28 protein-coding genes are annotated in these 24,740 nt (G+C 66.7%); 17 read left to right on the top strand and 11 right to left on the bottom strand.

Going from position 1 to position 24,740, the window contains the following annotated elements:
- Positions 1-71: 71 nt before the first annotated feature.
- Entirely contained in the window at positions 72-278 is a 207-nt protein-coding gene (locus tag IFJ75_RS08530) for a con-10 family general stress protein (protein WP_207932151.1), read from the top strand.
- Positions 278-475, top strand: a complete 198-nt coding sequence (locus IFJ75_RS08525; protein WP_207932150.1) for a hypothetical protein — start codon at positions 278-280, stop codon at positions 473-475. Before IFJ75_RS08530 ends, IFJ75_RS08525 begins: the two co-directional genes overlap by 1 nt.
- A 68-nt stretch (positions 476-543) precedes the next feature.
- Here IFJ75_RS08525 and IFJ75_RS08520 read toward each other — a convergent pair whose 3' ends face one another.
- Together IFJ75_RS08520 and IFJ75_RS08515 are read right to left on the bottom strand one after the other, a co-directional pair.
- On the bottom strand, positions 544-3,057 hold the full coding sequence (locus IFJ75_RS08520) for an ABC transporter permease (protein WP_207932149.1): 2,514 nt from the start codon (positions 3,055-3,057) through the stop codon (positions 544-546).
- Positions 3,054-3,743, bottom strand: a complete 690-nt coding sequence (locus tag IFJ75_RS08515) for an ABC transporter ATP-binding protein (protein WP_207932148.1) — start codon at positions 3,741-3,743, stop codon at positions 3,054-3,056. The genes IFJ75_RS08520 and IFJ75_RS08515 overlap by 4 nt, the downstream gene beginning before the upstream one ends.
- A 61-nt stretch (positions 3,744-3,804) precedes the next feature.
- Between IFJ75_RS08515 and IFJ75_RS08510 the strand changes: the two genes are divergently transcribed.
- The 3 genes from IFJ75_RS08510 (at position 3,805) to IFJ75_RS08500 (ending at position 6,114) form a co-directional block, all read left to right on the top strand.
- Positions 3,805-4,518: an arylesterase gene (locus IFJ75_RS08510; protein WP_207932147.1), complete on the top strand. Its 714-nt coding sequence runs from the start codon at positions 3,805-3,807 to the stop codon at positions 4,516-4,518.
- 6 nt (positions 4,519-4,524) lie between these two features.
- A complete protein-coding gene (locus tag IFJ75_RS08505; protein ID WP_207932146.1) occupies positions 4,525-5,685 on the top strand; it encodes an NAD(P)-binding domain-containing protein in 1,161 nt (386 codons plus the stop codon).
- A 129-nt stretch (positions 5,686-5,814) separates the two neighbouring features.
- Positions 5,815-6,114 (top strand): hypothetical protein, encoded by a 300-nt coding sequence (locus tag IFJ75_RS08500; RefSeq protein WP_207932145.1) that lies wholly within the window; start codon positions 5,815-5,817, stop codon positions 6,112-6,114.
- Between the two features lie 48 nt (positions 6,115-6,162).
- Here the strand turns inward: IFJ75_RS08500 and IFJ75_RS08495 are convergent, their stop codons facing one another.
- The 5 genes from IFJ75_RS08495 to chrA all read right to left on the bottom strand — a co-directional run bounded on the left by IFJ75_RS08495 (position 6,163) and on the right by chrA (position 12,566).
- Complete coding sequence (locus IFJ75_RS08495; protein ID WP_207932144.1) at positions 6,163-7,683, bottom strand: Y-family DNA polymerase; 1,521 nt, start codon at positions 7,681-7,683, stop codon at positions 6,163-6,165.
- Complete coding sequence (locus tag IFJ75_RS08490) at positions 7,598-8,374, bottom strand: ImuA family protein (RefSeq protein ID WP_207932143.1); 777 nt, start codon at positions 8,372-8,374, stop codon at positions 7,598-7,600. Before IFJ75_RS08490 ends, IFJ75_RS08495 begins: the two co-directional genes overlap by 86 nt.
- Positions 8,375-8,828: 454 nt before the next feature.
- On the bottom strand, positions 8,829-9,464 hold the full coding sequence (locus IFJ75_RS08485) for a response regulator (protein WP_207932142.1): 636 nt from the start codon (positions 9,462-9,464) through the stop codon (positions 8,829-8,831).
- Positions 9,465-9,687: 223 nt separating this feature from the next.
- Positions 9,688-11,076 carry a recombinase family protein gene (locus tag IFJ75_RS08480; RefSeq protein ID WP_207932141.1) on the bottom strand — a complete coding sequence of 463 codons (1,389 nt, stop codon included), beginning with the start codon at positions 11,074-11,076 and terminating at the stop codon, positions 9,688-9,690.
- A 281-nt stretch (positions 11,077-11,357) separates the two neighbouring features.
- On the bottom strand, positions 11,358-12,566 hold the full coding sequence (chrA, locus tag IFJ75_RS08475; protein ID WP_207932140.1) for a chromate efflux transporter: 1,209 nt from the start codon (positions 12,564-12,566) through the stop codon (positions 11,358-11,360).
- Positions 12,567-12,790: 224 nt separating this feature from the next.
- On the opposite strand from chrA, the gene IFJ75_RS08470 reads away from it, so the two are divergent.
- The 3 genes from IFJ75_RS08470 to IFJ75_RS08460 all read left to right on the top strand — a co-directional run bounded on the left by IFJ75_RS08470 (position 12,791) and on the right by IFJ75_RS08460 (position 13,458).
- Entirely contained in the window at positions 12,791-13,018 is a 228-nt protein-coding gene (locus IFJ75_RS08470) for a hypothetical protein (protein WP_207932139.1), read from the top strand.
- A 66-nt stretch (positions 13,019-13,084) separates the two neighbouring features.
- A complete protein-coding gene (locus tag IFJ75_RS08465) occupies positions 13,085-13,264 on the top strand; it encodes a DUF3606 domain-containing protein (RefSeq protein WP_207932138.1) in 180 nt (59 codons plus the stop codon).
- Positions 13,261-13,458: a hypothetical protein gene (locus IFJ75_RS08460; protein ID WP_207932137.1), complete on the top strand. Its 198-nt coding sequence runs from the start codon at positions 13,261-13,263 to the stop codon at positions 13,456-13,458. The genes IFJ75_RS08465 and IFJ75_RS08460 overlap by 4 nt, the downstream gene beginning before the upstream one ends.
- A 187-nt stretch (positions 13,459-13,645) precedes the next feature.
- Here the strand turns inward: IFJ75_RS08460 and IFJ75_RS08455 are convergent, their stop codons facing one another.
- Positions 13,646-14,302 (bottom strand): DUF433 domain-containing protein, encoded by a 657-nt coding sequence (locus tag IFJ75_RS08455; RefSeq protein ID WP_207932136.1) that lies wholly within the window; start codon positions 14,300-14,302, stop codon positions 13,646-13,648.
- Between the two features lie 144 nt (positions 14,303-14,446).
- Here IFJ75_RS08455 and IFJ75_RS08450 point away from each other — a divergent pair, with 144 nt between their 5' ends.
- From IFJ75_RS08450 to IFJ75_RS08430, 5 genes are read left to right on the top strand one after another with little or no spacing between them, the layout of a single operon-like run.
- Positions 14,447-15,007 carry a hypothetical protein gene (locus tag IFJ75_RS08450; protein WP_207932135.1) on the top strand — a complete coding sequence of 187 codons (561 nt, stop codon included), beginning with the start codon at positions 14,447-14,449 and terminating at the stop codon, positions 15,005-15,007.
- A 1-nt stretch (position 15,008) separates the two neighbouring features.
- Positions 15,009-15,341 carry a hypothetical protein gene (locus IFJ75_RS08445; protein ID WP_207932134.1) on the top strand — a complete coding sequence of 111 codons (333 nt, stop codon included), beginning with the start codon at positions 15,009-15,011 and terminating at the stop codon, positions 15,339-15,341.
- A 42-nt stretch (positions 15,342-15,383) separates the two neighbouring features.
- Positions 15,384-15,971 (top strand): hypothetical protein, encoded by a 588-nt coding sequence (locus tag IFJ75_RS08440; RefSeq protein WP_207932133.1) that lies wholly within the window; start codon positions 15,384-15,386, stop codon positions 15,969-15,971.
- Between the two features lie 59 nt (positions 15,972-16,030).
- Positions 16,031-16,702 (top strand): SOS response-associated peptidase family protein, encoded by a 672-nt coding sequence (locus IFJ75_RS08435; protein ID WP_263973035.1) that lies wholly within the window; start codon positions 16,031-16,033, stop codon positions 16,700-16,702.
- On the top strand, positions 16,699-16,929 hold the full coding sequence (locus IFJ75_RS08430; protein WP_207932131.1) for a hypothetical protein: 231 nt from the start codon (positions 16,699-16,701) through the stop codon (positions 16,927-16,929). The genes IFJ75_RS08435 and IFJ75_RS08430 overlap by 4 nt, the downstream gene beginning before the upstream one ends.
- A 26-nt stretch (positions 16,930-16,955) precedes the next feature.
- On the opposite strand, the gene IFJ75_RS08425 is transcribed toward IFJ75_RS08430, so the two are convergent.
- Both IFJ75_RS08425 and IFJ75_RS08420 read right to left on the bottom strand, forming a co-directional pair.
- Positions 16,956-17,354 (bottom strand): hypothetical protein, encoded by a 399-nt coding sequence (locus IFJ75_RS08425; protein WP_207932130.1) that lies wholly within the window; start codon positions 17,352-17,354, stop codon positions 16,956-16,958.
- Positions 17,355-17,857: 503 nt separating this feature from the next.
- A complete protein-coding gene (locus tag IFJ75_RS08420) occupies positions 17,858-18,214 on the bottom strand; it encodes a hypothetical protein (RefSeq protein WP_207932129.1) in 357 nt (118 codons plus the stop codon).
- A gap of 134 nt (positions 18,215-18,348) precedes the next feature.
- Here IFJ75_RS08420 and IFJ75_RS08415 point away from each other — a divergent pair, with 134 nt between their 5' ends.
- On the top strand, positions 18,349-18,657 hold the full coding sequence (locus IFJ75_RS08415; RefSeq protein ID WP_207932128.1) for a hypothetical protein: 309 nt from the start codon (positions 18,349-18,351) through the stop codon (positions 18,655-18,657).
- 1,152 nt (positions 18,658-19,809) lie between these two features.
- On the opposite strand, the gene IFJ75_RS08410 is transcribed toward IFJ75_RS08415, so the two are convergent.
- Positions 19,810-20,691, bottom strand: coding sequence for a hypothetical protein (locus IFJ75_RS08410; RefSeq protein ID WP_207932127.1), 882 nt, complete (start codon positions 20,689-20,691; stop codon positions 19,810-19,812).
- 478 nt (positions 20,692-21,169) lie between these two features.
- Between IFJ75_RS08410 and IFJ75_RS08405 the strand changes: the two genes are divergently transcribed.
- The 3 genes from IFJ75_RS08405 (at position 21,170) to IFJ75_RS08395 (ending at position 24,605) form a co-directional block, all read left to right on the top strand.
- Complete coding sequence (locus IFJ75_RS08405; protein ID WP_207932126.1) at positions 21,170-21,556, top strand: hypothetical protein; 387 nt, start codon at positions 21,170-21,172, stop codon at positions 21,554-21,556.
- A gap of 128 nt (positions 21,557-21,684) precedes the next feature.
- A complete protein-coding gene (locus IFJ75_RS08400) occupies positions 21,685-24,096 on the top strand; it encodes a M1 family metallopeptidase (protein ID WP_207932125.1) in 2,412 nt (803 codons plus the stop codon).
- Positions 24,093-24,605 (top strand): DUF6702 family protein, encoded by a 513-nt coding sequence (locus IFJ75_RS08395; RefSeq protein ID WP_207932124.1) that lies wholly within the window; start codon positions 24,093-24,095, stop codon positions 24,603-24,605. The genes IFJ75_RS08400 and IFJ75_RS08395 overlap by 4 nt, the downstream gene beginning before the upstream one ends.
- The last annotated feature ends 135 nt before the right edge of the window (positions 24,606-24,740 follow it).

Below are 24,740 nucleotides of genomic sequence, written 5' to 3'. Positions count from 1 at the left end.
CGGGTCCGGGAGCCGACACAGGAACCGGTTGGCGCCCTGACGGATTCGTCCAGCCAAGGAGGATCAATCCAATGGACAGTCCAGCAGCACCGGTCACGGGCGTGAAAAAACGGGGCTTCGCCTCCCTCTCGCCGGAGCGCCGATCGGAAATCGCCAAACTCGGCGGGCGCTCCGTGCCCGAGGAGAAGCGCAGCTTTTCCCAGAACCGGGATCTCGCTCGCGAGGCGGGCCGCAAGGGCGGAACGCAGTCGAGCCGCCAGAAGAAGGGAGACGCCTGATGTCGGATGACAAGACCGGGCGCGGCGGCCAGGACGGCGATCCGGTCCGTCCGCAAGAGGATCGGGAGGATCCGCCGCGCGGCGAGGGCCGGCCCGGCTCCGACGCCTGGACGCCTGACCCGGCGCAGCCCGGAGGAACGCCCGCACGCCGGGAGACGCCTCCGGGAGCGCCGGGAACCGACGCGGGAACGCGCTAGGGCGCAAGCCCTCGGATCGGCGGCACGGCGCTGCAGGACGTGGCGCGCGGCCGTCGCGCAGGCCCGGCTCACGGCGTCCTCAACACCGGCGCGGGCCGCTGCGACAGGGCGTTCAGGGCCGCGGCGCTTCCGCCGAGGGCGGCCAGACCGGTCGCGCCGGCCAGGAGCAGAACGATCCCGCCCCAGTCCAGGCTCCAGTGCGCCTTGAACACCAAGGCGACGATGGGCCAGGCGCCGGCCGCGCCCAAGGCCAGGCCCGCCACACCCGCGATGGCCCCGACGAGACTGTATTCGATCAGATAGGCGGCAAGGATCTGGCTATGAGACCCGCCCAGAACCTTGAGCACCGCCGCCTCCCGCGCCCGCTCACGCACCCCCGAGGCGATGGCGCCGACCAGAACCAGCAGCCCCGCGAGACCGGCGACCGCGGCGGCGCCCCGGATCGCCAAAGCCAGGCGGTCGAAGAGTTTCGCGGCCGACTCCAGTTGTTCGCGCACACTGATGACGTTCACTTCGCGGAAGTCCCGGCCAAGGCCCTGGGTCAGGGCGCGCTCCTCCGCGGGCGTGGCGCGGGCGATGGCGACGCTTCTCGGATTGGCGCCCTGGATGGCGTGGGCGTCGAGCACGACGAGGAAGTTCGAGCCGAAACCGCCTGGATCCACCTTGCGCAGGGCGGCGATGCGGGCGTCGATCTCGCGGCCCAGCACCTGCAGGGTCAGGGTGTCGCCGACCTTCAGTCCGGCTCCCCTGGCCTGATCGCGCGCCATCGCCACCCGGGGCGGACCGGCGTAGTCGGCAGGCCACCATCGGCCGGATACGACATTGGCGTCGTCGGGGGCGCCGGCGAGGGCCGACAGCAGGATGTCCTGGTCGAAGGCCCAGCGCTGGTCGTCGCGGATCCTGTCCAGATCGACGGTCTCCCCCTTGAGTTGGGTGATGCGGCCGGTGATCAGGGGGGCGCGGCGATAGCGGTCAGGCCCCGGATCTCGCATGGCGCGCGCGACCACGGCGTCAAAGGCCGCGCCGCGTTCCCCTGGGATTTCGGTGAAGACGACCGAGGGCGCGGACCGGGGCGCCACATCGGTGATCTGGGCCAGGAGGCTGGACTGGATGAGGACCACACAGGCGAGAAGGGCGACGCCGAGGCCGATGGCCGGAGACGCGGTGCGGGCGGCCGAGCGCGGTCCCGCCAGATTGGCCAGGCCGAGGCGCACGGCGCCCGAGGTCCCGCGCCGGAGGACGCCCGCCAGCCGGGCGGCGGCAAGGCCCAGAAGCCAGAGGAGGCCGAAGGCGACCAGGGTTCCGCCGATCAGGCCCGCGGCGGCCGGCTTCGACGGAGCGGTCAGGACGGCCATGGCCGCCAGAGCGAGGCCCGCGAGGCCGGCCCCGAAGACCTCGGGCCCGAATTGGACGCGGCGGGCCGTCGCCTGGCGGAACAGGGCGGAGGGCGGGGTCGCACGGGCGCGGGCCAGGGGGGCGAGCGCGAAGGCCGCGGCCGCAAGCAGGCCGAAGGCGCCGGCCCGCAACAGAGGCTCGGGGTAGACGGCGAACAGGGCGGGGATCGGCAGGCTGTCCCTGGCCAGGGCGCCGATGATGAGAGGGGTGACGGCGCCGATGACGAGACCGATGGCGACGCCGAGCCCGGCCAGAACCCCGATCTGGATCAGATAGAGATTGCGGATGAGGGCCCCGTCTGCGCCGAGCGCCTTGAGGGTCGCGATCGAGGGCTTGCGGCCCTCGAGATAGGCCGAAACCGCGCCGCCGACCCCGAGTCCCCCGGCAACCAGGGAGGCGAGACCGATGAAGCCGAGGAAATACTCCAGTTGGTCGATCAGGCCCGAGGCGCCGGCCGCGGCCTCGGACCGGTCGCGCGCCTCCAGCCGGGCGTCCGGGAAGGTCTTGCGCACCTGGGCGATGACGGCCTTGGGATCGGCGCCGGCCGGAAGGACGATGCGAACGGCCTCGCCGAAGAGGCCGCCGGGTTGCAGCAGGCCCGCCCGTTCGACGACAGGGACGGCGGTGATCACCCGCGGGCCGAGGGCGAAGCCGCGCCCCAGCCGGTCGGGCTCGGCGATGAGGACGGCGCGGGCGACCAGGGGCGTCGCGCCCACCGTGAACCGGTCGCCGAGCTTCAGATGCAGACGGTCCAGAAGAGTCTGTTCGACGACCGCGCCGGGAACCCCGTTTACCGGGGCCAGGGCGGCGGAGAGGTCGGGGGCTCCCGTCAGCTCGACTTCGCCGACCAGGGGATAGGCGGCGTCGACGCCCCGCATGTCCACGAGGCGGCGCTCGCCCGAGGCCGTCTCGGCCATGCCGTTGGCCCGGACCGACCAGGCGACCGGTCCGAGCCGTGAAAGGGCCGCGCGCTGTTCGGGGGTGAAGCGGGTCTGGTCGAGGCTGAAGACGACGTCGCCGCCGAGGATTTCGCGCGCCTGTCCGGTCAGACCCTGCCGGAAGGCCTCGGCGGTCGAGCCCGAGGCGGCGATGGCGGCGACGCCCAGCGCCAGGCAGGCCAGGAAGATGCGAAAGCCGGCGACCCCGGATCGCAGCTCGCGCCAGGCGAAACGCAGGGCGAGGCTCACGCGGGTTCGTCCTGGCCGGCGATGCGGCCATCCTTCATCCGAACGGTCCGGTCCGCCCGTTCGGCCAGCCGCCCGTCATGGGTGACGAGGACCAGGGCGGCGCCGGTCTCGCGCACCAGGTCGAACAGAAGATCCGCGACACGGGAGCCGTTGACGGCGTCCAGATTGCCGGTCGGTTCGTCGGCGAACAACAGCTCGGGCCGCACCGCGAGCGCCCGGGCCAGGGCGACGCGCTGCTGCTCGCCTCCCGACAGCTGGTGCGGGTAGTGGGTGCGCCGCCCGCCGAGACCGACGCGGTCGAGCCAGGCGCGGGCCTCGGCCGTGGCGCCGGGCCGATGGTCCAGCTCCAGGGGCGCGGCGACATTCTCCTCGGCGGTCATATTGGGCAGGAGATGGAAGCTCTGGAACACCAGCGCCGCGCGGCCGCGCCGAAGTCGCGCCCGGCCGTCCTCGCCCAGGCTCGCCAGATCCACCCCGAACAGAACCGCCTTCCCGTCGCTGGGCGTCTCAAGTCCCGCGGCGATCGAGACAAGGGACGACTTTCCCGATCCGGAGGGCCCGATCACGGCGACGGTCTCCCCGGCGGCGACGCTCAGGTCGACGCCCCGCAGGATCTCGACGGGTCCGGCCGCGGAGGGCAAGGTCAGTCTGACGGCCTCAAGGACGAGGGGAGGTTCTGAAGCCATTGGAATTCCGACGCGATGTCTTGGGAGGAGACGGTTCCTTCCCATATAGGCGCTCAACGCCATGACATCAGATCAGACCCATTTCCCGCGTCGTTTCGTCCTCGCCGCCGGCGGCGCGCTCGCCCTGGCCGGATGCGGACCGCGTGAGGCGGAGACGCCCGCCGCCCCGGCGCCCGACGACCCGGCGGCGAGGCCGCCCGGCCCGCGCGCGGCCCCGGGCCGGATCGTCACCCTGTTCGGCGACTCGATCACCGCCGGCTACGGGCTGAAGGCGAGCGACTCCCTCCCGGCTCAGCTCGAGCGTGCGGTCGTCGCCCTGGGCGTCCCGGTTCGGGTGCGCGCCGCGGGCGTGTCCGGCGACACCACGGCGGGCGGGCTCGCGCGCGTGGACTTCAGCGTGCAGGACGACACCGATCTCTGTATTGTGGCCCTGGGCGGAAACGACTTGCTCCAGGGGGTCGATCCGGGCGAGACCCGGCGCAATCTGGACCAGATCATCAAGCGGCTGCAGGCCCGCCACATCCCGGTCCTGCTGGCCGGCATGCGCGCCCCGCCGCAGTACGGCGCCTGGGCGCGCGAGTTCGATCAGGTCTTCGTCGACCTGGCCCATGAGGACAACGTTCCCCTCTATCCCTTCCTGCTCGAGGGCGTGGCGCTCGACCGACGCTACAACCAGGCCGACGGCATCCATCCGAACCCTGTCGGGGTGAAGATCATCGCCGCGAGGCTCGCCCCCGTGGTGGCGAGGGTGCTGGCGCCCGCCACACCGTCCTGATCCGGCATGACTGGCGTCACGCGTTCCCCTGACGGTGTGGCCGAAGGCGCGCCGGCGTCGAGCCGGGTGGCGCTCAAGGTCGATATCGTGGTGATCGGCGCTGGCCAGGCGGGCCTGTCCGCGGCATACCATCTGAAAAACCTGGGCCTGGAGCCGGACCGGCGTTTCCTCACCTTCGACCACGCGCCCGGGCCGGGCGGGGCGTGGCAGCACCGGTGGCCGTCGCTGACCCTGAGCACGGTCAACCGCGTCCACGACCTGCCGGGGATGCGGTTCGACGCGGCGGTGAGGACGGACGACGGGCAGGTGAGGGCATCGGTGGCGGTGCCCGAGTATTTCGCGGCCTATGAGAAGGCGTTCGATCTTCGCGTTCACAGGCCCGTTTCCGTCGTGGCGGTCTGCGACCGGGGCGAACGGCTTCGGGTGGAAACCGACCGCGGCGTCTTTTCGGCGCGCGGCGTCATCAACGCCACGGGCGCCTGGGAGGCGCCGTTCATCCCGGAATATCCGGGCGCGGACCGCTTCAGGGGGCGGCAACTGCATACGAAGGACTATCGCACCGCGGCCGCGTTCGCCGGCCAGCATGTGGTGGTTGTCGGCGCAGGCATTTCCGCGATCCAACTCCTCGACGAGATTTCGCAGGTGACTTCGACGACCTGGGTGACGCGTCGCGCACCTCAGTTCCGCGAGACGCCGTTCACGCCCGAGGACGGCCGCGCGGCCGTGGCGCGGGTGGAGGCCCGGGTTCGCCAGGGGTTGCCGCCGGGTTCCGTCGTCTCGGTCACCGGATTGCCGATCACGCCCGCGATCCGGGCCATGCGCGCCCGGGCGGCGCTCAGCCGCCTGCCGATGTTCTCGGAGATCACCGAGACCGGGGTCCGCTGGGCCGATGGTTCCGAACAGGCGGCGGACGTCATCCTGTGGTGCACCGGGTTCCGCAGCGCGCTTGACCATCTGGCGCCCCTGCAACTGCGCGAACAGGGCGGCGGGATCGTCATGACGGGAAGGCTCGCCACCCAGGTGGCCAAGGATCCTCGCATCCACCTGGTCGGCTATGGTCCGTCGGCCTCGACCATCGGCGCCAATCGGGCCGGCGGGGCGGCGGCCAGGGAGCTGACGACATTTCTGTCGCTCCAGAGGGGGCAGGCGCGCCCGCCGGAGGCGTAAGGCGTCCTGCCCAGGCCGTCATGGCCGAACCGCCATGTCCGGGCGCCCCCTGCGCTCGCCCCTGTCTTTGGCGGGGAGCATCGGCGCGCTCTGTGCGTTGCGGATGTCCATGTCACAAGGAATCCGCCCATGAGCTCGACACTGACCGCGACCTTCACCACGCGCCGCGAGGCCGAGCTGGTCGTCGAGCGGCTGGTTCAGGAGTTCAAGCTGGATCGCAAGGCGATCGCCGTACAGGCCGACGGAGACGAGAGCACCGTCGGCGAGACGACGTCGGGCGGAGACGCCCCGTCCGTCGGACCGGGCGCCGAAGGCCGGGAAGACGCTCCCGTCGAGGGTCGGATCCGGGTGTCCGTATCGCCGGAGGCCGGCGGGGACCCGGAGGCTGTGCGCAGCGCGTTCGCGGAGTTCGGCGGCGAGTCCGCCTGAACGCAGCCGCCTGAGAGGCCGCGCGCCAGGCGCCGGCGAGCGCGCGCCTCATCCGAACAGGCCGTGGAGATACCAGGTCAGGTCGCCGGTGACCGGTTGTTCGCCGTCGCCCCGCCGGAAGACCCAGAAGCGTTCGCCGGCCTCGTCCTCGAGCTGGAAATAGTCGCGCACCGCATCGCGCTCGCCGTCACGGCGCCACCATTCGCCGAAGATCCGTTCGGGGCCGTCGGCGCGTCGGACGCGACGACGCACCCCGCGCCAGCTGAAACTCACCGGCGGCTGGTCCGGGAGGAGGGCGACGGTCTCGATACGCTCGGGCGAGGGCAGCAGCCGGACCGGCCGCGGCCAGCGCTTCGGCCAGCGCTCGGGCACGGGCAGAGCGGTCGGGGCCAGTCGTATCGAGGACCGCTCGGGGACATCGCTCTGGGCCGGCGCCAGCCGGTAGAGACGGCGGCCGCCGAGGCGGTTGGACAGGATGTCGATGAGATCAGACACATCGGCGGCGGCGGGCGTGGCGAGATCTCCGGCGGCGGGCTTCCAGTCCAGCGGTTCGACGACCGGAGCCGTCAGGACCATGATCTCGACGCCCAGGCCCGGATCGACGGTTTCAAGCCTGTCGCAGAGCAGCCGGGTCAGGCGTCTGACGTCGCGGATCGGCCTGGCCGTTCCGATCCGGATGACCTCGATGTTGGCGTCGACGCGATGGAAGCGCAGGTCGAGCTTCAGCGCGCCCAGCCCCCGGGTCTCGAGCGCGGCGCAGAGCGTATGCGCCAGTTTGAGGGTGTAGCGCGCAAGGGTTTCGGGCGCGCCGATCGGCTCGGCGAACACCTCGCGCGCCTGGATCAGTTCCGGCGCCTCCACCGGATCGATCGGTTCGGCCGTCCGGCCGAAGGCCTGGTCCAGTCGCCGGGTCAGTTCGGGCCCGAAGCGCAACGCCAGGGGCGCGCGCGGCTTGGCTTCGATCTCGCCGACCGTATCGATCCCCATCCTCGACAGACCGGCGACGATGTCCGGCGTCAGGCGCAGGGCCGAGGTCGGCAGGTCGGTGATCAATCGTGCGCCCCGATCGGGCGCGACGAGGGCGGGCCGGGCGAGCAAGCGGGCCAGGGCATGGGCCGAGCCCCAGGTGTCCGCCATGGCGGCGCGGGCGGTCAGGCCCACCGCGCGGCAGGTCTCGACGAGGTCGTCAAGCAAGCCCTCGTCGCCGCCGTAGCGGTGGGTCGCCCCTGTGGCGTCGATGACCAGGCCGTCCGGGGGATCGGCCGCGACGATGGGCGCATAGCGTCTGAGCGCCCACAGGGCGAGCTGCTCCAGGCCGTCCGCGTCGCCCTGTGGGTCGTGATCGTGAACCGTGAGGTCGGGGATCAGGGCCCGCGCCTGGGTCGCGGCCATGCCCGGCCGGATCCGCCGGGCCTGTGAGGCGGCGTCGGCGGCGACCACGACCCGTTTGCGCCCGATCCTGCCGACCAGGACGAGCGGCGTCTCAGGCGACGGCGCGTCGGTCCCAAGCCGGCGTCGAAGACGATCGGTCGGCCAGGTCGGCAGGTAGAGCGAGACGACCCGTCTCATCACAGGCTTCCAGTTCAAAATCGGCGCATGCGCCGGCGCGGCAGCGGATCAGTTCGACGAACCAGCGGGCCCGACCGACGCCGGCCACAGGCAGGGGCTTGGAGGGCAGAGGGGTGGAGGGCAAGGCGGTGACGCGCCAGCGGGTGACGGCGGCCGTCGGCTGGCCGAAATCCGCCGCCTCCGCCTGTCGCCGCCATCGGCGGATCGCCAGCCCGAGGGTTCCGGACCCCTCGGCGGCGAGTTGCAGCCGTCGCGACGCGGTCATGGAGAGGCGGGCGACCTCGCCGACCACCGCGCCCAAGCCACCGTGGCGCAGCCCTTCCTCGAAGGCGGTGAGCACGGCCGCCTCGTCTTCGGCCTCGACATAGACCACCCGGTTGGACTCCAGCCCGGCCTGCTCGAGGGCGGGCGCGAACAGGTCCGCGCGCGTGACGCACCACAGGACCGGGCCGCGGGTGCGCGCCGCGACGCCGGCGACGAACAGGGCCGACGCCGTCCCGTGCAGGGCGCCGTTTCCGCCGCCCGCAACCTCGTGCAGGGCGCCCAGCTGAAGCCCGCCTGCCGGAAGACGAGCGTCGATATCCGGGACGCCGAAGGGCAGCACGCCGCCGGGCGCCCGTCCGCCCGCCTCGAGCCGCGCGATGTCTTTGCGCAGGGTCTCGAAGGCGCTGGTGGGCGGGGCGACGGACATGGACTCCGGAACGGTGAGGCTGCAAGCATGTTCCGTATTTGTTCTCTTTTCAAGCCGGCCGAGTCAAGGCGAGCCCGCCCGTGACTGTGGACGGTCCACACAATGGGAGGGAGTCTCGCCCACAGAGACGGAGCGGCTCGCGATCACCGAGGCGTTGCAGAGTAAGGCCGCCGCATTCGAGAGCCGGCTAGCGGCTTGGTCATCGATCGACATCTCCCGGCTAGCCGAGCTCCTTGAGCGCCTTAACGGCAGAGCGAGCGAAAACTGGCCGAATTCATAATCCGACGCACATAAGGTGCGGTGGCCTATCGAACGTCCGCTTTGGGTCGGATTGCGAAGTTAGCACCCTGCCCGAAAGCGGACCTGAGCAGCCCTTTCCATGAGCGTACGTTCCGGACTTCAGCTAGGGGTGGGAAGCGGACGTTCAGAGCAGTCGAACAGAGCTGGAGCTCCGCTACGCCTGTATCATTCCTTGCCGGATTGCGAACCGCACAAAGTCACCTGGCGTCCGAACACCCGCCTTCCGCATTGCCGATGCACGGTGGGTTTCCACCGTCTTCACACTGATACCAAGACCATCGGCGATTTGTTCGTTGCGCAGTCCCTGCGCCATCATACAGCCGACCTCACGTTCCCGCGCGGTCAGGAGCTGGCGCCGCGACAGGACGTGGTCCCGCAGGTGCCCGGCAGTAAGTAGCTCGCACACCCAGGGCGAATAGTAGGGCCGCCGATTGCCCAGCGCCGAGATCGCGGCCCTCAGATGCAGACCTGTATCGGACTTGAGGATGTAGCCCCTCGCGCCCGCCGCAAGACCAGCATTCACCGTCTCGTCGTCATCTCTCATTGTGAAAAGTAGCACGGAAACTTCTGGCGCCTCCCGCTTGAGGCGGCGCGTCAGGGTCACGCCGTCCAGGCGGGGCAAAGACACGTCCAGAACGGCGATGTCGGGGCGCAGTGTCAACGCGAGAGCGAGCGCCGCATCCCCATCCCTTGCCTCCCCGACGACCGTCCAGGTGGGGTGATTGGTAATAATTCCCCGGAGTCCGCGTCGAACGACGGCGTGATCATCCGCTAGCAGGAGCCTCAGCATGTTGCCGCCCCTCTGTCAGCGGAGCGGTACGATCGGCCGGGAACGCCCCGGTAAGCCATCAGGTCAAACCCGCATACCTGGTCGGTTTCGCCAGTGTGACCTGAATCGAATCGTTCAGAGCTCGGCCAGCGCCGAGGCGCCTATCGGCCTCGCACTCCGAGCCGGACCTTGTCTTCCCTCTTCAAAAGCGGACCTCGCCGCGTCCGCAAAGGGTGAAGTGGACCTAGACGTCGTAGCGCTTGATCCCCTTCATAGAGAGAAAATACCGTCCGCCCTTCGGGCCGCTGAGGATGTTCTCGCCCTCGCACCGCTCTCCTGTGAGGTCTTTGTAGTGGGGTCGACGGCCCCAGGTATGCGGCACCTTGGCTTGGCGAAACGCCGCGCTCAGATTTCCGAACTCGGCGTCGATGTGGCGCAAGGAGGGCAACGACCGGTCCGCCATATAGAGTGCGACGTCTACCCTTCCATGTGTTTCGTAGAGCCTCCGGATTCCGTCCAGAACCTCCGCGCGTGAGAGTTTGGAGCCGTCCTCATGGCGTCCGCGTTTGACGGCGCTGAGCGGTAGTCCCGCCAGTCGATAAGCCCGCCCGACCGAACCGAAGCGAGAAATATAGGCCCTTGAACCGTGAAGTCCTGGTTCAGCGTCAATCAGACTGCAAGTCACCTTGCCCTCACGCCGGGCAATACGGCGCAGTCCCTCAACCATCTCCTCCTCCGTCTGAGTGTAGAGACCGTCGAGTTCTCGAAGGCGCCCCTGAGCCGCCGAGAACAGGCGCTGCGATAGAAGCGGCTTCATGACTTGGGTTGTGGCCCACGCGCCGCGCGGGTGATGTTGGACGGGCGTTGCAAGGTGATGAGTGGATTTGCCGAAGGCCTGAGTACCGGTGACCAACTCGCATCTCAGGACCCGACCGACCCGTTCCTTCGTCCAGGGCGATCCGTCAGTCCAGAAGCTGCCTTTCCTATTGAGAAGTTGCGCGATGTCAGCCTGCCGTTTTCCTTTCGAAACGAAGAGCCGGAAAATCGTACGGATGACCGCTGTCTCGGCTTCTCCCGCCGGCGCATAGCGCACCGACTGGGTTATTCTCGACTTTCGTTCCCCCGGCCGGAGGAGACGGTCTTCCGTACCGTCTGGATTGAAGGTTTTGCGGCAAAACCCGTAGGGAGCCGGCCCCCCGGAAGTGTGGCCCATCTCCGCGTTCAGTCGCTTGGCAGCTCTGACCTTGGCCGAAAGTTCTCTGCTGTACTCTGCCGCCATTACGCGTTTCAGATGCTTGACGATTGACCCTGCGAAGCCATCTCCAAACGCTTCAGCGCAGTACACAACCGCGACCCCTCGCGACCTGCACAGGTACTCGTAGTGGGCGGCCTCATCCGTGTCCTGGTATCGCCCCCAGCGACTGACATCGAGAACCAGAATGGTTTGGAAGTCGGCCTGACCGCCAATGACGTCCGCAAGAAGTTGCGCCAGTCCGAGTCGCCCCGCGGCCGATAGTCCACTGCGACCTGCGTCGACATAGGACTTAACGATCTCGAACCCTTCCGCCTCCGCATAGGAGGCAATCGATGCCGCCTGATTCTCCAGCGAAAACCGCTGATGGTCGGTAGACATTCGAAGATATTGTGCCGCGCGGCGGAACGTGTCGCTGGTCGGGGGAGCAGACGGAGGCATCGTCATGAGGCAGAGTACCGCAACTGGACGTCCGTGTCCGATTGCGATGAGCCCGGAGCGGGTCTGATCGCTCAGGGGTGGCCGTTGGCGTGGCGCATTCAGGCCGCGCGTCAGCGGTAATGTCCGCAACCGGTCGATGCGACATCGTCATCAGGCCGCAAAGCCGACCTTGCTGATGAGCGGACTTTCCGGACTTCAGCTAGGGGTGGAGAGCGGACCCTTTATTGCGTCAACAAAATCCACCCGGCGATGGCCGAACCCGCCAGCACCATCGCGTTGGCGTACCGGCTCCTCCAAAACCACACCGCCGCGAAGGCCCCCAAGAAGATCGCTATCGCTATTGGAACGGAGGGGACGCGCTGAAGCGTAGTCCAGCCCAACTGAACGCTCGTGGCCGCGATGATCCCCACGACGGCGGCGGCGATCCCGGCCAGAACCCGGTGAAGCCGTTCGTCGCTTACCACAGCCTCCAGACGCTCATAGAAAATCATCGAGAACGCGAAGGCCGGGAGAAACACGCCGACCGTTATGGCCAGCGCGCCGACCCAGCCTGCGGCCACGAAGCCGACGAATGTGCAAAAGATCACCAGGGGGGCGGGAATGACGCCGGCGAACGCGACGCCGTCGAGAAACTGGCCGTCGCTGATCTGGCCGCGCCCCACCGTGTCGGCCCTGACATAGGGGATGGCGGTGTAAGCGCCTCCGAACGTCAACAGGCCTGCCTTGAGTCCGGTCCAGAGCATGGCCAGCGCGCCGGTCGCGGCGATAGGGTCGACGTGCTCCCGGGCCGTAGGCTGGCCGTAAAGATGCAGACCGGCCGCGAGGATGACGGCGGCGACGGCCACGACGAGCGCCAGGCCGTATCGACCCGTCTTGACTAAGGCGTACCCCGCGCCGCCTGCAATCAGTGCGTTCCAGAAAGCGACGCCGAGCAGCGTCGCTCCGAACGCAACGATGGCGATGACCCACAGCCATCGATCTTCGAGAATGTGCAAGCCGATCTTATGCACGGCCCGGACGATCACCGCGACCACAGCAGCCTGAACACCCATGAAGGCTCCGGTCAGGAGCCCCATGACGGGCGAAAGCGCGACATAGGCCCAGCCGATAGCGAGCATGATGACGAAGCCGGGAAGCATGAATCCGAGGCCGGCGAGCAGGCCGCCGAAGCGCCCTCTCGCTCGCATCCCGAGGTGGACGCAAAGTTCATGCGCCTCGGGCCCAGGCAAGACCTGAAGCACTGCCAAGAGGCGGTTAAAATGGGCATTTGAAATCCAGCGCTCTTCGTCGACGAGCTCGCGCCGGATCATGGCGATCTGCGCCACCGGCCCTCCGAAGGCGAGCAAGCCGAAGCGAAGGAAGCGCACGAACAGCGCCGGGATCGACAGCGAGGGAGGGGTGCGGTCGGTTTCGATAGAGGTCACAAGCATGGCTCCGGTTTCCGCGCGCACGGCGCAGAGAGAGGAGCGGAGCTTGGACGGCGAACCGTCTGGTCGGGCGTCCGCGTGTGCCCGCTGATCGACACTACTGCGGTCAAGGGGGATTTCCAACCCGGGGCAAGGTCAGCTTTGGGTCGAAAGCGGACACTTAAAAAGCGCCGGAACCCCGACCTGCCAACCGCGCTGAGTCCGGTCATTTGATCGGAGGTGCTGAGATGGCTGTCAGAAAGACGCTGTTGAAGTCCGACACCGGCGTCTGCCTGACTCAGGTGGACGAGGTCGCGGGCGTGAAGGTGAAGGCGACCCACTATCGGCTGACGACGCTGAGGCCAAACCAGCCGCGGGTCATTGCCGATCATGACCTGGCGGAGGTGGCGTTCGCGGGCGAGGTGGCGGAGTCCAAGCGCGATCCCGTCGCTGTCCGAATGGCCTCCGATCTGTAGCGTCGGCGGGCGGACAGAGGAACCGGTGCAGCCCTTCGCGCGTCCGGTCAGCGAAAGGAGACCACCATGTCAGACGACAAGACCAAGACCGGCGGCCAAGACCGCGAACTCATCAGCCTCAGCGAAGATTACGAGGCTCGCGACTGGGCCGAGAAGTTCGGGGTTTCGGAAAAGGCGCTGCGCGACGCCGTCGCACGCGTCGGCAACCGCGCCGAGGATGTCCAGCGCGAGTTGGGCGGTCGATGACCCGCTCTGACAAACCGATGGCGACCGGGCTCGTCGTCGGCGGTCTCGGAGGACCTGAGGATCAACTGCTCGAAGACGGGCAGGAAGAAGTCTTCGCGCGGGAGGAAATCGAAGGCGGGCGGGTTGAGCATCATACAGGCGAGGATGACGCCGGCCGCACCCAAGACCCACGTACCGAACAGGGAGACCGCTGATGGAAAAGGGAACGTCGACGCCATTGCAGCCGGCCGCGCCGCTTGAGGATCCGCCTCGCACGCCCGGAAAGCCTGGATCGGACGCCTGGGAACCGGGCGCCGACCAGCCAGGCGGCGTCCCGGCGCGCAAAGACACGCCAGAGGGCGCGCCCGGCACCGAGGACGGCACGCGGAACCCTGAGCGCGCCTAGACTGTCTCGGCTCCCTCGAGCGGCGGGAGGGCCTTCAGGACTTCGGGCCCGAAGATCAGCTCGCCGAAATAGGGCTCGAGCGTCAGCAGTCTGGGGTGGTCGCCATAGGCAAGGGTGACGTGCAGTTGTGCGGGAAACTCAGTCTTCCAGCCTGAGGACTTCCAGGCCTGACGGCTCCGATTTTCGAGCCTTGGAGACTCGAAGGTCAGGACGATGGCGTTGTCGCGGAAGGCCTCGAGCCGCCGATCGCCGGAGGCATCGACCCGGACTTCGCTTGGCCCGAGGGTCAGCTCTTCGACGTCAATGTCGTAGCGGCTGTAAACCAGGGTCGCATGCAGCTCATGCAGGGGACGAAGCGGTGAAAATCCGACGCGGTTCGCCCAGCTGACGATGTCGTCGACATTGAGGAGGCGACGAGTGATCAGGAGGGGCGTCGTCGCCGGAATGAAATTCGGCAGGTGGGCGGCCGCATAGGCGACCGCGGCTTCGATGTCCGCCCGTTCCAGATAGGGATAGTCGTCCAGTATTTCCGACCAGGGACCGCCGAAGGCGACCATGTCGAGCACGTCACGCACGGTGATCCCCATGCCGCGGATGCAGGGCTGACCCCGCTTGTGGTCAGGATCGACAGTGATGCGCGAGAAATCGGCCATAGCCTACCTTGGCCCGGACGATCGGAAACCGGAAGGCCCGCCGCCGTTGCAGCAGCGGCGGGCCCGGCTTCTCCCCAGAAACCAGGAGCGGCGTCCCTGTCGCTCCGACTCCACAATCAGTGGAGGCCGTGTCAGGTTCCGTCCATGATCAGGCCTGACCTAGACCGACTGAACCCCAACCTGAATGAAAAGGCCCTTTCCGCCGAAACCCTGGCCACGGTCCGGCGGCTGGTCACCGTGCTTTTAAGGGGCGTTCTGGTCGCCGATGCCTATGCGCGGGCGGGCCAGCGTTTGGCAGAGGTTGGCGAAGACCCGCTCGATATGACCTTCGCCTTCGTCGAGCCTGACATGTATCTCGAGGTCTGGCGCGGTTTCCTGCAAGACTTTGAGACGGGTTTGAAGACGCTGCTTGCCGACGCCCGCGCGGAACCCGCAGCCCGGGCGGCCTTGACCGAGTTCCGCGATGCGTTCCGTAGCGCTGTGCCGGCCGAGCCTGCATCGTCTTTGAACAAGCGGAGCATGATGGCGGTCTTCGCCAACCAGATGGAGCTCGGGTTGCAGGATCGGGCGATCAGGAAGCTCGAAGCGGTCACCTATCTGCTGGTCGACGGCTTGCCTCGGGCCCCGCTCGAGGAACTGGCGGGCGAAGACGGGGCCCCGGCTGACCAAGGCCCGGAGTCATACAATACCATGCCAGGGTCCTGAAATGACCGAGATCAAGGACTGCCGGACCGATCGCGAAGCGCTCGCCTTGATCCTCGACGCCTTGGGACAGCCTGAGGCGATCGATACGGAGCGCGATTCCGTCCACTATCTGGATTTTGAGTGGCGGCGACAGGCGATGCAGCTCTACCGCATGACCGACGACGGCTTCACAGCGTTCCAGGTCCGCTTGCTGGCCTTGGCCGGCGGATCCTGGGACGGCCGGAAGGCGGTTGGACGCGCGCATGCGCTGGTGTCCTATGTCGTCGACGCCCGTCATTCGGCGTGGCGGGAGGCGGAAATCGCCGCCGGTCGAGATCCCGATCGTCCTGCCTGACTCCACAAAGCCCGATCGTCGTGCCACGGTCGGTACATGCCGATGCTGTCCCGCGCTGAACTGACCGCCTTCGTCGTTGCGCTGAGGATGCTGGTCGACGAGACCTCTCCCGATCGCCTGCCTCCCGCGACCACGCCCTTTGACGTCGCTGCCGAAATCGCCGCCTTACGGGTGTTTTGCGAAGATCATCTGGCTGTCGCCTCCAACGCCCAGCTGATTGCCCTGAGAGATGGGTCGTCGCCAAACATGCCTGAGAACGCAACGAAGGCCGAGAAGGATCTTGCCCGACGGGTCACCCGCGCCGAGCGCCGCATCTTCAACGGCATCCTGATCCGCCGTGGCGCCGAGCCCGCTCCGGCCCTGTCGCCGCCGGTTGATCTGGAGGCGGACGCCATGGCGATCCGCCTGACGCTGTTGTTGCTGCTTCGGAACGTTTCGGACAAGGCGGTGATTGAGGCGAACCGCATCGCCTTCGCCAAATGGACGGCTATGGGGGAAGCGGGCGTGCCCGAGACCGATCCCGAGCGCCTGGCGCTCGACTACCAGCTCCTGTTCTATCGGACGTTCATGGACGCCTCGGGCGTTACCGATCGGTTCGTCGCCAACCTGCAAACAGGGACGATGAACTAATGTGCAACCTCTACTCCATCCGCAAGGGCCCGGCCTCCATCCTTGACATGGCCCGGGCGATGTCGGGAACAGTCGGCAATCTGGAGCCCCGCGACATCTATCCCGACTATTCGGCGCCGATCGTGCGCCTGAACGAGGCAGGCGAGCGGGTGCTGACCCTGGCGCGCTGGGGCATGCCAACATCCTCCCGCGTGCTGTACGAGGCCGCGACCAAGCGGGCTGACAAGCTGCGCGCCAAGGGGACGGAGTTCGCATTCAGCGAGCTGCTGAAGATGGAGCCGGACAAGGGCGTCACCAACGTCCGCAACACGGCCAACGCGTCCGGCGGCGTCAACGCGCACTGGCGGCCCTGGCTGGGTTGGCCCAACCGATGCCTGGTCCCCTTCACAGCCTTCAGCGAGCCGGACCAGGACTATCGGGGCACCAAGAAGCCGATCTGGTTCGCCCTCGCGGAGGATGAGCCCCTGGCCTTCTTCGCCGGCATCTGGACGCCGCACGCCTGCGTGCGAAAGATCAGCGTCGGTTGGGAGGAATTCGACGCCTTCGGCTTCCTGACCACGGACTCGGCCGAGCCGGTAAAGACCTATCATCGTAAAGCCATGCCGGTGATCCTGACGACCGAGGAAGAGCGCGACGTCTGGATGCGCGCCGGGTGGGATGAGGCAAAGGCGCTTCAGCGACCGCTGCCGGACGGGCTGCTTCAAATCGTCGAGCACAAGGCGTTGGCGTGAAGGGCTGGAAGACCCTACCAAACGGCGACCTCGAAGTGTCGCTTATGCGCTCGATAGAAACCGCCAGTGACCCTGAGGGCGCCGTAGCCATTCGGATCGAGCACGAGCGAGTAGCTGGTCAGCTAGAGGTCATCCAACTGGCCATGTCACCGGAGGATGCCGAGGCGATGGGGCGCGAACTGATCGAAGTGGCGCAGCTCATGAGGCTGGCAAAAGGTCGAGCCTGAAGAGGCTAGCGCTCAACACGTGAAAACTACGGCTGCAAATCGTCTAGCGCTTTGACGTCCCAAGTCTTCACGACGCTGGGTTCAACACCTTCGCCAACGCTCAACAGCAGGTCCATGGATCCGGTACGCTCAAAACCCGCGACAATGTGGCAGACCGGTATACCCGTACCATCATCATCCACTCCGATTTCGGTCTCTCCGGCCCACTTCACTTCACCATTAAAGCGGAGCTGGGGGTACAGTTTGGTCTCGCCGATCCCCTCAACGTCGCAAACTAAAACCACCCCAAGGCGGGCTTGGGCGGGGAAGCTTTTGAAAACGAACTCGCCGTCGGTCAACACTCCCATGAAGGAAAGGAGGCCATTCTCCTCCCGCCGAATGTCATCACAGACAAATGCTGATTTGACGTCGAACTTGACGCTCACTGGACCACCTGCCTTGAGAGACTTGGAGCAATCTGATCAGACCAAGGAGTGATATCAGCCTGTTCGCCGAAGATTGTCCGGGTGTTCAGAATCCGCGTGAAGGTTGTGTCGCGCAACAGCAACGTTGCTTGACGAGGTTTGCGGTCCTTGCCCGATTTTGACCGAGACATCGAAACAGGCGTCGGAACCCCCGAGGATGATGACCCCAGCCGACCTCGACCGGATCCTCGACGAAATGCAGGCCAAGGCCGCCGGAAACCCTGACGCCATGCCCGGCCTGATCACCGTCCAGACCGACGACTGGATCGCGAGCATCGCCGCTCTCTCGACGAGGCCCAAGACGCTCGTCGACGGCATCCGGATCCGGGACATCAAGATCGCAGTCGGTGCGACAGAGACCACCGCTGTTCTAACGCGCGCCGAGGCGGGTGAACGCGGCGAGCCCTATCGCGATCTGGCGCAAGGGCCTGAAACGACGAAGGCCCGCCCCTCCGCGAGGTCCGTCAGTTTGCCAAGGCAAACCGGACGAGCTGCTGAAATGTGTCCTTGGCGGGATCGCTATCGTTCCAGCCCTCCCGAAGTACGCCCTGTTCGAGCCCTTCGACTGCGGCCACACCGAAGCCGACACCCTGCGTCGATTCCGCCATGACCTCACACTGCCGAGGATGCCTACCTTCGTCGACGCGGCATCGCACGGTCGCCCATCCGGAGGTGACATCTCGAGAGGACGCAAGCACAGGATACCTCGGGCGCGGGATGACTTCCCACACGAGAGGTGCGACGAAGACGTCGGAGTTCAGCCCCATCAGTGGCGGGGTTTGCTGAATCAGCACTATCGCCAGCGCTACCTGGATCACCATCAGTCCCTCCGCGTCGCCAGCCATTGATAGCGGAACCGCCGTTTCCGGCAATGGAAGCCAGAACCCGCACACGACAAAAGGCCCGCCACCCCGCGAAGGGTGACGGCCTTCCAGAGGCAGGACAGGATGAGGTCATGCGAACGCGAGAGACGACCGTCGAGGACCTGGAGGACTTTTGGACAGCTCTGCAGGCGCCGCTCGGCCGGGCCCTTCGCGACGCCTGGTCGATCCTGACCGAGAGGGTCGAGGCGCAGAACCGGCGAGTGTCGGACATGCCCGATCAGGAGATGGTCGAGCTGCTGTGCGTCGCTTTCCGCGAGGCCGCGCCGATCCACTACCAACACGTCGACAGGGATCGCCTTGAGGCCGGGCTCGATGAGCTGGTCGCCACCCTGAGGATGGAGATGGCGGCGAACACGCCTTCCAACGAGACGATGAACTAGCCGGGCCTTGATGGAAGCGTAGTCAGATCCGAACCGCCACCACGGCTTCGACCGCGCCTGGGCGATGGCGACCCAGCTCACCGTCCAGCCTTCTGTCGCCTTCAGCAGGGCGTTCAGTCCGTCGACCTGTCCCTGCTTAAGGCCGCCCAAGCGCTTGCGCACCCCAGCAAAGAACGCTGCGTGATCCATGGTCAGACTCCTGATTCCGGGGTGTCCCACCGTTGAGAAGTGTCTCACGGCAAAAGATGTGAGGCGCTCGCCGTTCGGCGCCGTCGTTACCTGTGGCGGCTCACACCGCCGTCGGCTGTCCTCGGGGGAGGCGGCCAGATCCTTCCAGATCGGCGGCCCGGCGCGGAGAGCGGCCGGGTCGTTTTCTGCCCTCGGCATTGGAACCTCAAGCGCTGGGCCGCCCGCCTGCTTACGCTCCCGAACACAGGAACCGGCGGTCTCTAACGCGGTTGAGCACACGTCCCAAGGCCATTCCCCGTGTGGCCCAACGACCGAGCGGCCCGGCGCCTCACCCTCAGCACGCCGGGCCGCAGGCGTCGCCCTATCGGGTAACGACCTCAGACCTCAGAGCACGACCAAGGCATTTATGCTCGGATCCCTTCTTGCCGCCGCTCATCGCGCACGGCGCCCAATCGTAGTCGCCGGCTCAATCCTCGCCCTGGCCGTCGTCATCGCCACCGCTCGCGGATAACGAGCCCTGCCTGACCGCAGGTTCGGGGCGGGCCGGCGGTCCGAAAGACCCCATGGTCCCGCCGTGCTGAGCGGCTAACGTGGCGCGGCAGGTCAAAGCCCCACCGCGATCTGCCGGGGCTCCGATTTCCGCCTGACCGCGATGCGGAGCCCCACCTTCCCCGCTTTCCGTGGGAGGGCGTCGTAGTTTTGTTGCGTTGCAACCGATCCGGAAAACATTAGTTTTTCAAAAGAAGCTGGCCACTGGCCGACTTCTGGCGGCCCGCCCCGAACCTTCACTGGCTCAGGGACGGGCCGCCGCCGGCCTGATGGCGGCAGAGATCCTGTCTGGCCTGACAACAGGCCGGGTCGCCTGCTAGCTGCGGTGCAGGGGGGGGCATCACCGAGGCACCCCTTGGGTTGCACGCCGCTAGGCATGCCGGTTTCCGGTAGCGCTGGATTTCCAGCTAGTCGTTAGTTCTCAATGAACATGTAGGCCGTCCAACCCCACACCGCAGGAGCGCGGCAAGTGTTGGCCGCTTGACCTGCGACAGCTTCGCCTTGCGCCAGCGTCTGGGGGGCGATGCGCAGACCTGACGGGTTCCTCACGTTGACGCTGTCGCACATTCGATATCGCACCTCGCCTGCCGTGTTGAGAATGTACAGGCAGGCGGCATCGACTTGATCCAGCACCGGTTCGCCGCCTTGAGCGTAGATGGTTGCGCCGGTGAGCGAGAGCGGCCGCCCAGTTTGGTTTACCCAAGGCGACCAGCGCGTCTGCTGAACCTGCCCATTACACCGGATCACTTGATCAACCCGGGGCTGTCGCCAGGTTTCCAGCCGCCTCGACGCTGCTGAAGCCGTGACCGAAACAGTGAACCACGGCTCGGTGTGCATGGGACTGAAACTGACATAGAGGGTATCGCCGGGCTGCACCGTCAACCCGGGCCCTGCTGGCGAGCTGCGCAGCTTAATGCTCGAGATCGCCACGCCACTGTTTCGTGAAGTGCAGGCTACTTCCCCTTCACCAGCGGCCGACTGCCCGGTCTCAAAGCGATTGCGGCCGATGCAATACTCCAGAAATTCTCGCCCCCTGCCTGCGGCCGCGCCTTGGACCGCGTCGATCTGCAACGACTGGTCCGACGTGTTTGTTAGCTTCAGATATTGGGTCAGACCGCTATCAAGCCGATAATTCTGCTCTCCGATCATCAAGGGACACGAGACTTCGTTGGTGCGGGAGTTGGCGCAGGTCGCGTCTCTGGTGACGGCCGCAGCGGGAGCTTCCTGGCAGTTACTGAGCAACCATGCCGCAAATAGCGATGTCACGACGACGGCGGCCGAACGATGGAGCTTCAAGGTGGCCGTCCCTTCGGCTTGGCGGGTTGAGCCGCTGCGATTTCGAAAATTCCAGGTCTCGCAACGAGCAATAAGGTTAGTCGCGAGCAAAGACGCTCGCCGAAGATGGCGGTTTCTGGGAAATCACTCGCGGCGCCAGTCGTGACGCCATCTTAGCGTTGAAGTCTTCGCCGGCTCGAACGTGCCGACACTTACCCAAGGGGTCATAGCCGCTAGGCCATGACCTGTTCAACGATGGTGGGTGCCGTGGTTCCGGTGAACCGTTCCCAGCTCCCGCCCTGATCGACCACCAGCTCGCCCGACGTATTGGGCACCTCAGCGGACGCACTCCCATCTTCCGTCGATGGCCAAACAGTTCGGTCGCGCCTCTAGAACCCGTTTGTTGCTTTCCTTCATCCCCGCTTTGATCACCTGGCGGAGATGACCGCCGATGCGGTGAGGTCGCGGACTGTTAAGGAGCCCGCGCCATAACGGCCTGATGAAGGCCTTCATATCTCTTGCGGGTGACACAGCCCGAATCCCTCACGACGAACGCCAGCGGGCTGCGCGGTTGACGCGCGTGCTGGAATCCATGACGGCCAGCCTTCTGCAGCTTCTGGCGGAAAGAGATCGGCCCTCTGGCCGCTTCTTCTGGGATGGCTTGACGGGTGAGTTCAGGACCTGCCCGCTGGTCAGCGCGCTCGCACTGACGAGCGCTGACGGTGTCATCCATGCGGAGGCCAGGCTGCGGAACGACGAGTGGTTGCTGACCATATCGGTCAGCCTGCCGGATCATGCTCTCCGCGGCGTCTACGACCGGCTGCATGGCCTTCTCAACCTGCTATCCTACAGCGATCTGGAAATGGACGCCCACACGGTCCACTGAGTTCGGGCTTCCCGCCAAAAAGCAGACGCTTGGGCGTTGGGTCCGGCCGTCTTTGACACGATGTCCTGTTGCACCGCCGAACACGATCCTTAAGGTCGCGCCGGGCTTCAGGGATTGGCGGGTTGCGGATGTATCGAACGAGACTGGCGGCGTTGGCCGTCGCCCTGTGCGGATCGATCGCGACCGCCGCTGTAGCCCAGGTGAGCGTCGGCGCCGTTCAGCAGAACACGGGGGCCTTCGAGGACAAGTTCCGCCAGTTCGAGGGCGAGGACTGGCCGACACCGACCGACTATCGCAACGCCTCTGGCGCGCCGGGCTATCGCTACTGGCAGCAGAAGGTCGACTACGACATCGACGTGTCGCTGGACGAGCCGACCCGCACCCTCACAGGTAAGGAGGTCGTCACCTACACCAACAACTCGCCCGACCATCTGGGCTATCTGTGGATGCTGCTGGACCAGCAGAACTACCGCCGCAACTCCATCGCCGAGATGACCCGCACCTACACCTCGGCGACCGAGGTCAGCGTGCCGGAGGTGCTGCGCGTCCAGCGGATGAAGGACTGGCAGGGCGGGTTCAACGATCTGAAGATCACAGGGCCGGACGGCGCGGATATTCCCTTCACCATCGTGGATTCCATGATGCGGCTGGAGCTGCCGGCCCCGCTGGCGACGGCTCAGAGCTTCACCTTCACCATTACCTACACCCTGCCGATGGTGGAGAATAAGGTCGTCGGCGGGCGCAGCGGCTATGAGTGTTTCACCAAGCCGACCGAGGACGGCAACTGCCTGTTCGAGGCGGCCCAGTGGTTCCCGCGGCTGGCGGTCTATTCCGACTACGAGGGCTGGCATAACGCCCAGTTCATCGGTTCGGGCGAGTTCACCCTGGAGTTCGGCGACTACGACGTGCGTGTCACCGTTCCGGCGGACCACCAGGTCGCCGCCACCGGCACGCTGCAGAACCCCGACATCCTGACCGCCGACCAACGCGCGCGTCTGGAACAGGCGCGCAACGCCGCCGAGCCGGTCTATATCGTCACCCCCGCCGAGGCCGCCGCCGCCGAGGCGCGCCCCAGCCGCTCGGGCACGCGGACCTGGCATTTCCAGGCCGACAACGTCCGCGACTTCGCCTGGGCCAGCTCGCGCAAATTCGTCTGGGACGCCATGGGCGTGACCCAGGCCACGACCAGCCGTCCCAGCGTCATGGCCATGTCCTTCTATCCGAAGGAAGCGCGGCCCTTGTGGGACACCTATTCGACCCGGGCCATCGCCCACACGATCAAGGTCTATGACCAGTTCGCCATCCCGTATCCGTACCCCACCGCCCAGTCGGTGAACGGGCCGGTCGGCGGGATGGAATATCCGATGATCACCTTCAACGGCCCGCGCCCGATCCGCGACGACAACGGCCGGCTGACCTATACCGAACGGGCCAAGAACGGCCTGATCGGGGTGGTGATCCACGAGGTGGGCCACACCTATTTCCCGATGGTCATCAACTCCGACGAGCGGCAGTGGACCTGGATGGACGAGGGGCTGAACAGCTTCGTCCAATACGAGGCCCAGAAGCTGTGGGACCCCGACTTCCCCTCACGCGGCGAACCGCGCGACATCGTCGAATACATGGTCTCGCAGGACCAGGTGCCGATCATGACCAACTCGGAATCGGTGCTCCAGTTCGGCAACAACGCCTACGCCAAGCCGGCGACGGCCCTGGTGATCCTGCGCGAGACGGTGCTGGGACGCGAGCTATTCGACCGGGCGTTCCGCGAATACGCCCAGCGCTGGGCCTTCAAGCGGCCTACGCCCTATGACTTCTTCCGCACCATGGAGGAGAGCTCGGGCGTCGATCTGGACTGGTTCTGGCGCGGCTGGTTCTATTCGACCGACCATGTCGACATCGCGCTGGACGGCGTGACCAGGGTCACATTGCAGTCGACCGATCCCGAGGTTCGCGCCCGCGAGGCCCGCGCCCGTTTCGACGAGGCGCCGGTCCCGACCACGGTAACCAACAACGCGGGGATCCAGACTGTGATCGAGCGGGATCCGGCCGTGCGCGACTTCTACAATACGACCGACCAGTTCACGGTCACGGCTCAACAACGCCGCGACGCCGAGAGCGCCGACAAGAAGGCCGACGAGGATCGCCGTCGGGCCCAGGGCTTCACCGACAACATATACCGCTTCACCTTCACCAACCAGGGCGGTCTGGTCATGCCGGTCATCGTCAAACTGACCTGGGACGACGGCTCGACCGAGACGGTGCGCATCCCGGCCGAGGTCTGGCGCCGCAACAGCCGCCGGGTGATCTGGCAGTATGTGTCGTCCAAGGCCCTGCGTTCGGCTGAACTGGATCCGCTGTGGGAGACGGCCGACACGGACCGCGCCAACAACTATTTCCCGCGTCGCCTGGACGTCAGGTCCATCCCGTTGTCGGCGGACGGTCCGTCACAGCCCAACCGGATGCGCGACAGCGACGTCGAGGTCAGCCCGGATTCGACCGCCGTGCGCGACGCGCCCCGTTCGGGAGGTCGCTCATGAGCCGCCTGTTGCGATCGGGATCAGTCCTGGCGGTCGTGGCGGCGCTCGCGATAGCCGGACCTGCGGCCGCGCACCGGGGCCACGCGGGCCTGACCGTCGTGGAGATCGATCCCGTCACCGGCGGCGTGACCGTGGTTCACCGCTTCTACGCCCACGACGTCGAACCTGCCCTGGCCTCTCTGGCGCCCGACGCCCAGCCGTCGCTGGATGATCCCAAGGCGGTCGCCGCGCTCGAGGCCCATCTGGCGGCGCGCTTCCGCTTGGACGTCGATGGGCAGCGCGTCGTGCTGCATCAGACGGGCGATGATCTTGCCGGCGACAACGTGCGGGTGGAGCTGGCGGGAGAAATCAGCCCGGCTCCGATTCATAACGTCCGGGTCGATGTCGATTTTTTCCCCGACGTCTATGAGGACATGGAGATGCAGGTGAACGTCCGCGTCGCCGGCGTCACGCACACGGCGGTGTTCCACTCTGGAACGCAGGCGCAGACGTTGGAATTCGCGGACTGAGGAGCTGGGATGACGAGGGTCGGCTTATGGTCGACCGCGATCAACGCCAAATGTCACGTTTGCGATCGCCATCCAATTTCCGCTTCCGGCGCAGACCCGCTGGAGCCTGCCCGGGCGGAACGCCTAAACGTTAAG

Origin of the sequence: Brevundimonas goettingensis (assembly GCF_017487405.1) — a bacterium.
In the GTDB taxonomy this organism is placed as follows: Bacteria; Pseudomonadota; Alphaproteobacteria; order Caulobacterales; family Caulobacteraceae; genus Brevundimonas; species Brevundimonas goettingensis.
The sequence above is the reverse complement of the archived record's forward strand: the minus strand, read 5'-3'. Positions and strand labels throughout refer to the sequence as shown.

What these genes read in the sequence shown, in the direction of transcription:
- IFJ75_RS08530 (WP_207932151.1), top strand. Translation starts at nt 72, where the DNA reads ATGGACAGTCCAGCAGCACCGGTCACGGGCGTGAAAAAACGGGGCTTC.
- IFJ75_RS08525 (WP_207932150.1), top strand. Translation starts at nt 278, where the DNA reads ATGTCGGATGACAAGACCGGGCGCGGCGGCCAGGACGGCGATCCGGTC.
- IFJ75_RS08515 (WP_207932148.1), bottom strand. Translation starts at nt 3,743, where the DNA reads ATGGCTTCAGAACCTCCCCTCGTCCTTGAGGCCGTCAGACTGACCTTG.
- IFJ75_RS08510 (WP_207932147.1), top strand. Translation starts at nt 3,805, where the DNA reads ATGACATCAGATCAGACCCATTTCCCGCGTCGTTTCGTCCTCGCCGCC.
- IFJ75_RS08505 (WP_207932146.1), top strand. Translation starts at nt 4,525, where the DNA reads ATGACTGGCGTCACGCGTTCCCCTGACGGTGTGGCCGAAGGCGCGCCG.
- IFJ75_RS08500 (WP_207932145.1), top strand. Translation starts at nt 5,815, where the DNA reads ATGAGCTCGACACTGACCGCGACCTTCACCACGCGCCGCGAGGCCGAG.
- IFJ75_RS08495 (WP_207932144.1), bottom strand. Translation starts at nt 7,683, where the DNA reads ATGAGACGGGTCGTCTCGCTCTACCTGCCGACCTGGCCGACCGATCGT.
- IFJ75_RS08490 (WP_207932143.1), bottom strand. Translation starts at nt 8,374, where the DNA reads ATGTCCGTCGCCCCGCCCACCAGCGCCTTCGAGACCCTGCGCAAAGAC.
- IFJ75_RS08485 (WP_207932142.1), bottom strand. Translation starts at nt 9,464, where the DNA reads ATGCTGAGGCTCCTGCTAGCGGATGATCACGCCGTCGTTCGACGCGGA.
- IFJ75_RS08480 (WP_207932141.1), bottom strand. Translation starts at nt 11,076, where the DNA reads ATGTCTACCGACCATCAGCGGTTTTCGCTGGAGAATCAGGCGGCATCG.
- chrA (WP_207932140.1), bottom strand. Translation starts at nt 12,566, where the DNA reads ATGCTTGTGACCTCTATCGAAACCGACCGCACCCCTCCCTCGCTGTCG.
- IFJ75_RS08470 (WP_207932139.1), top strand. Translation starts at nt 12,791, where the DNA reads ATGGCTGTCAGAAAGACGCTGTTGAAGTCCGACACCGGCGTCTGCCTG.
- IFJ75_RS08465 (WP_207932138.1), top strand. Translation starts at nt 13,085, where the DNA reads ATGTCAGACGACAAGACCAAGACCGGCGGCCAAGACCGCGAACTCATC.
- IFJ75_RS08460 (WP_207932137.1), top strand. Translation starts at nt 13,261, where the DNA reads ATGACCCGCTCTGACAAACCGATGGCGACCGGGCTCGTCGTCGGCGGT.
- IFJ75_RS08455 (WP_207932136.1), bottom strand. Translation starts at nt 14,302, where the DNA reads ATGGCCGATTTCTCGCGCATCACTGTCGATCCTGACCACAAGCGGGGT.
- IFJ75_RS08450 (WP_207932135.1), top strand. Translation starts at nt 14,447, where the DNA reads ATGATCAGGCCTGACCTAGACCGACTGAACCCCAACCTGAATGAAAAG.
- IFJ75_RS08445 (WP_207932134.1), top strand. Translation starts at nt 15,009, where the DNA reads ATGACCGAGATCAAGGACTGCCGGACCGATCGCGAAGCGCTCGCCTTG.
- IFJ75_RS08440 (WP_207932133.1), top strand. Translation starts at nt 15,384, where the DNA reads ATGCTGTCCCGCGCTGAACTGACCGCCTTCGTCGTTGCGCTGAGGATG.
- IFJ75_RS08435 (WP_263973035.1), top strand. Translation starts at nt 16,031, where the DNA reads ATGTCGGGAACAGTCGGCAATCTGGAGCCCCGCGACATCTATCCCGAC.
- IFJ75_RS08420 (WP_207932129.1), bottom strand. Translation starts at nt 18,214, where the DNA reads ATGGTGATCCAGGTAGCGCTGGCGATAGTGCTGATTCAGCAAACCCCG.
- IFJ75_RS08415 (WP_207932128.1), top strand. Translation starts at nt 18,349, where the DNA reads ATGCGAACGCGAGAGACGACCGTCGAGGACCTGGAGGACTTTTGGACA.
- IFJ75_RS08405 (WP_207932126.1), top strand. Translation starts at nt 21,170, where the DNA reads ATGAAGGCCTTCATATCTCTTGCGGGTGACACAGCCCGAATCCCTCAC.
- IFJ75_RS08400 (WP_207932125.1), top strand. Translation starts at nt 21,685, where the DNA reads ATGTATCGAACGAGACTGGCGGCGTTGGCCGTCGCCCTGTGCGGATCG.
- IFJ75_RS08395 (WP_207932124.1), top strand. Translation starts at nt 24,093, where the DNA reads ATGAGCCGCCTGTTGCGATCGGGATCAGTCCTGGCGGTCGTGGCGGCG.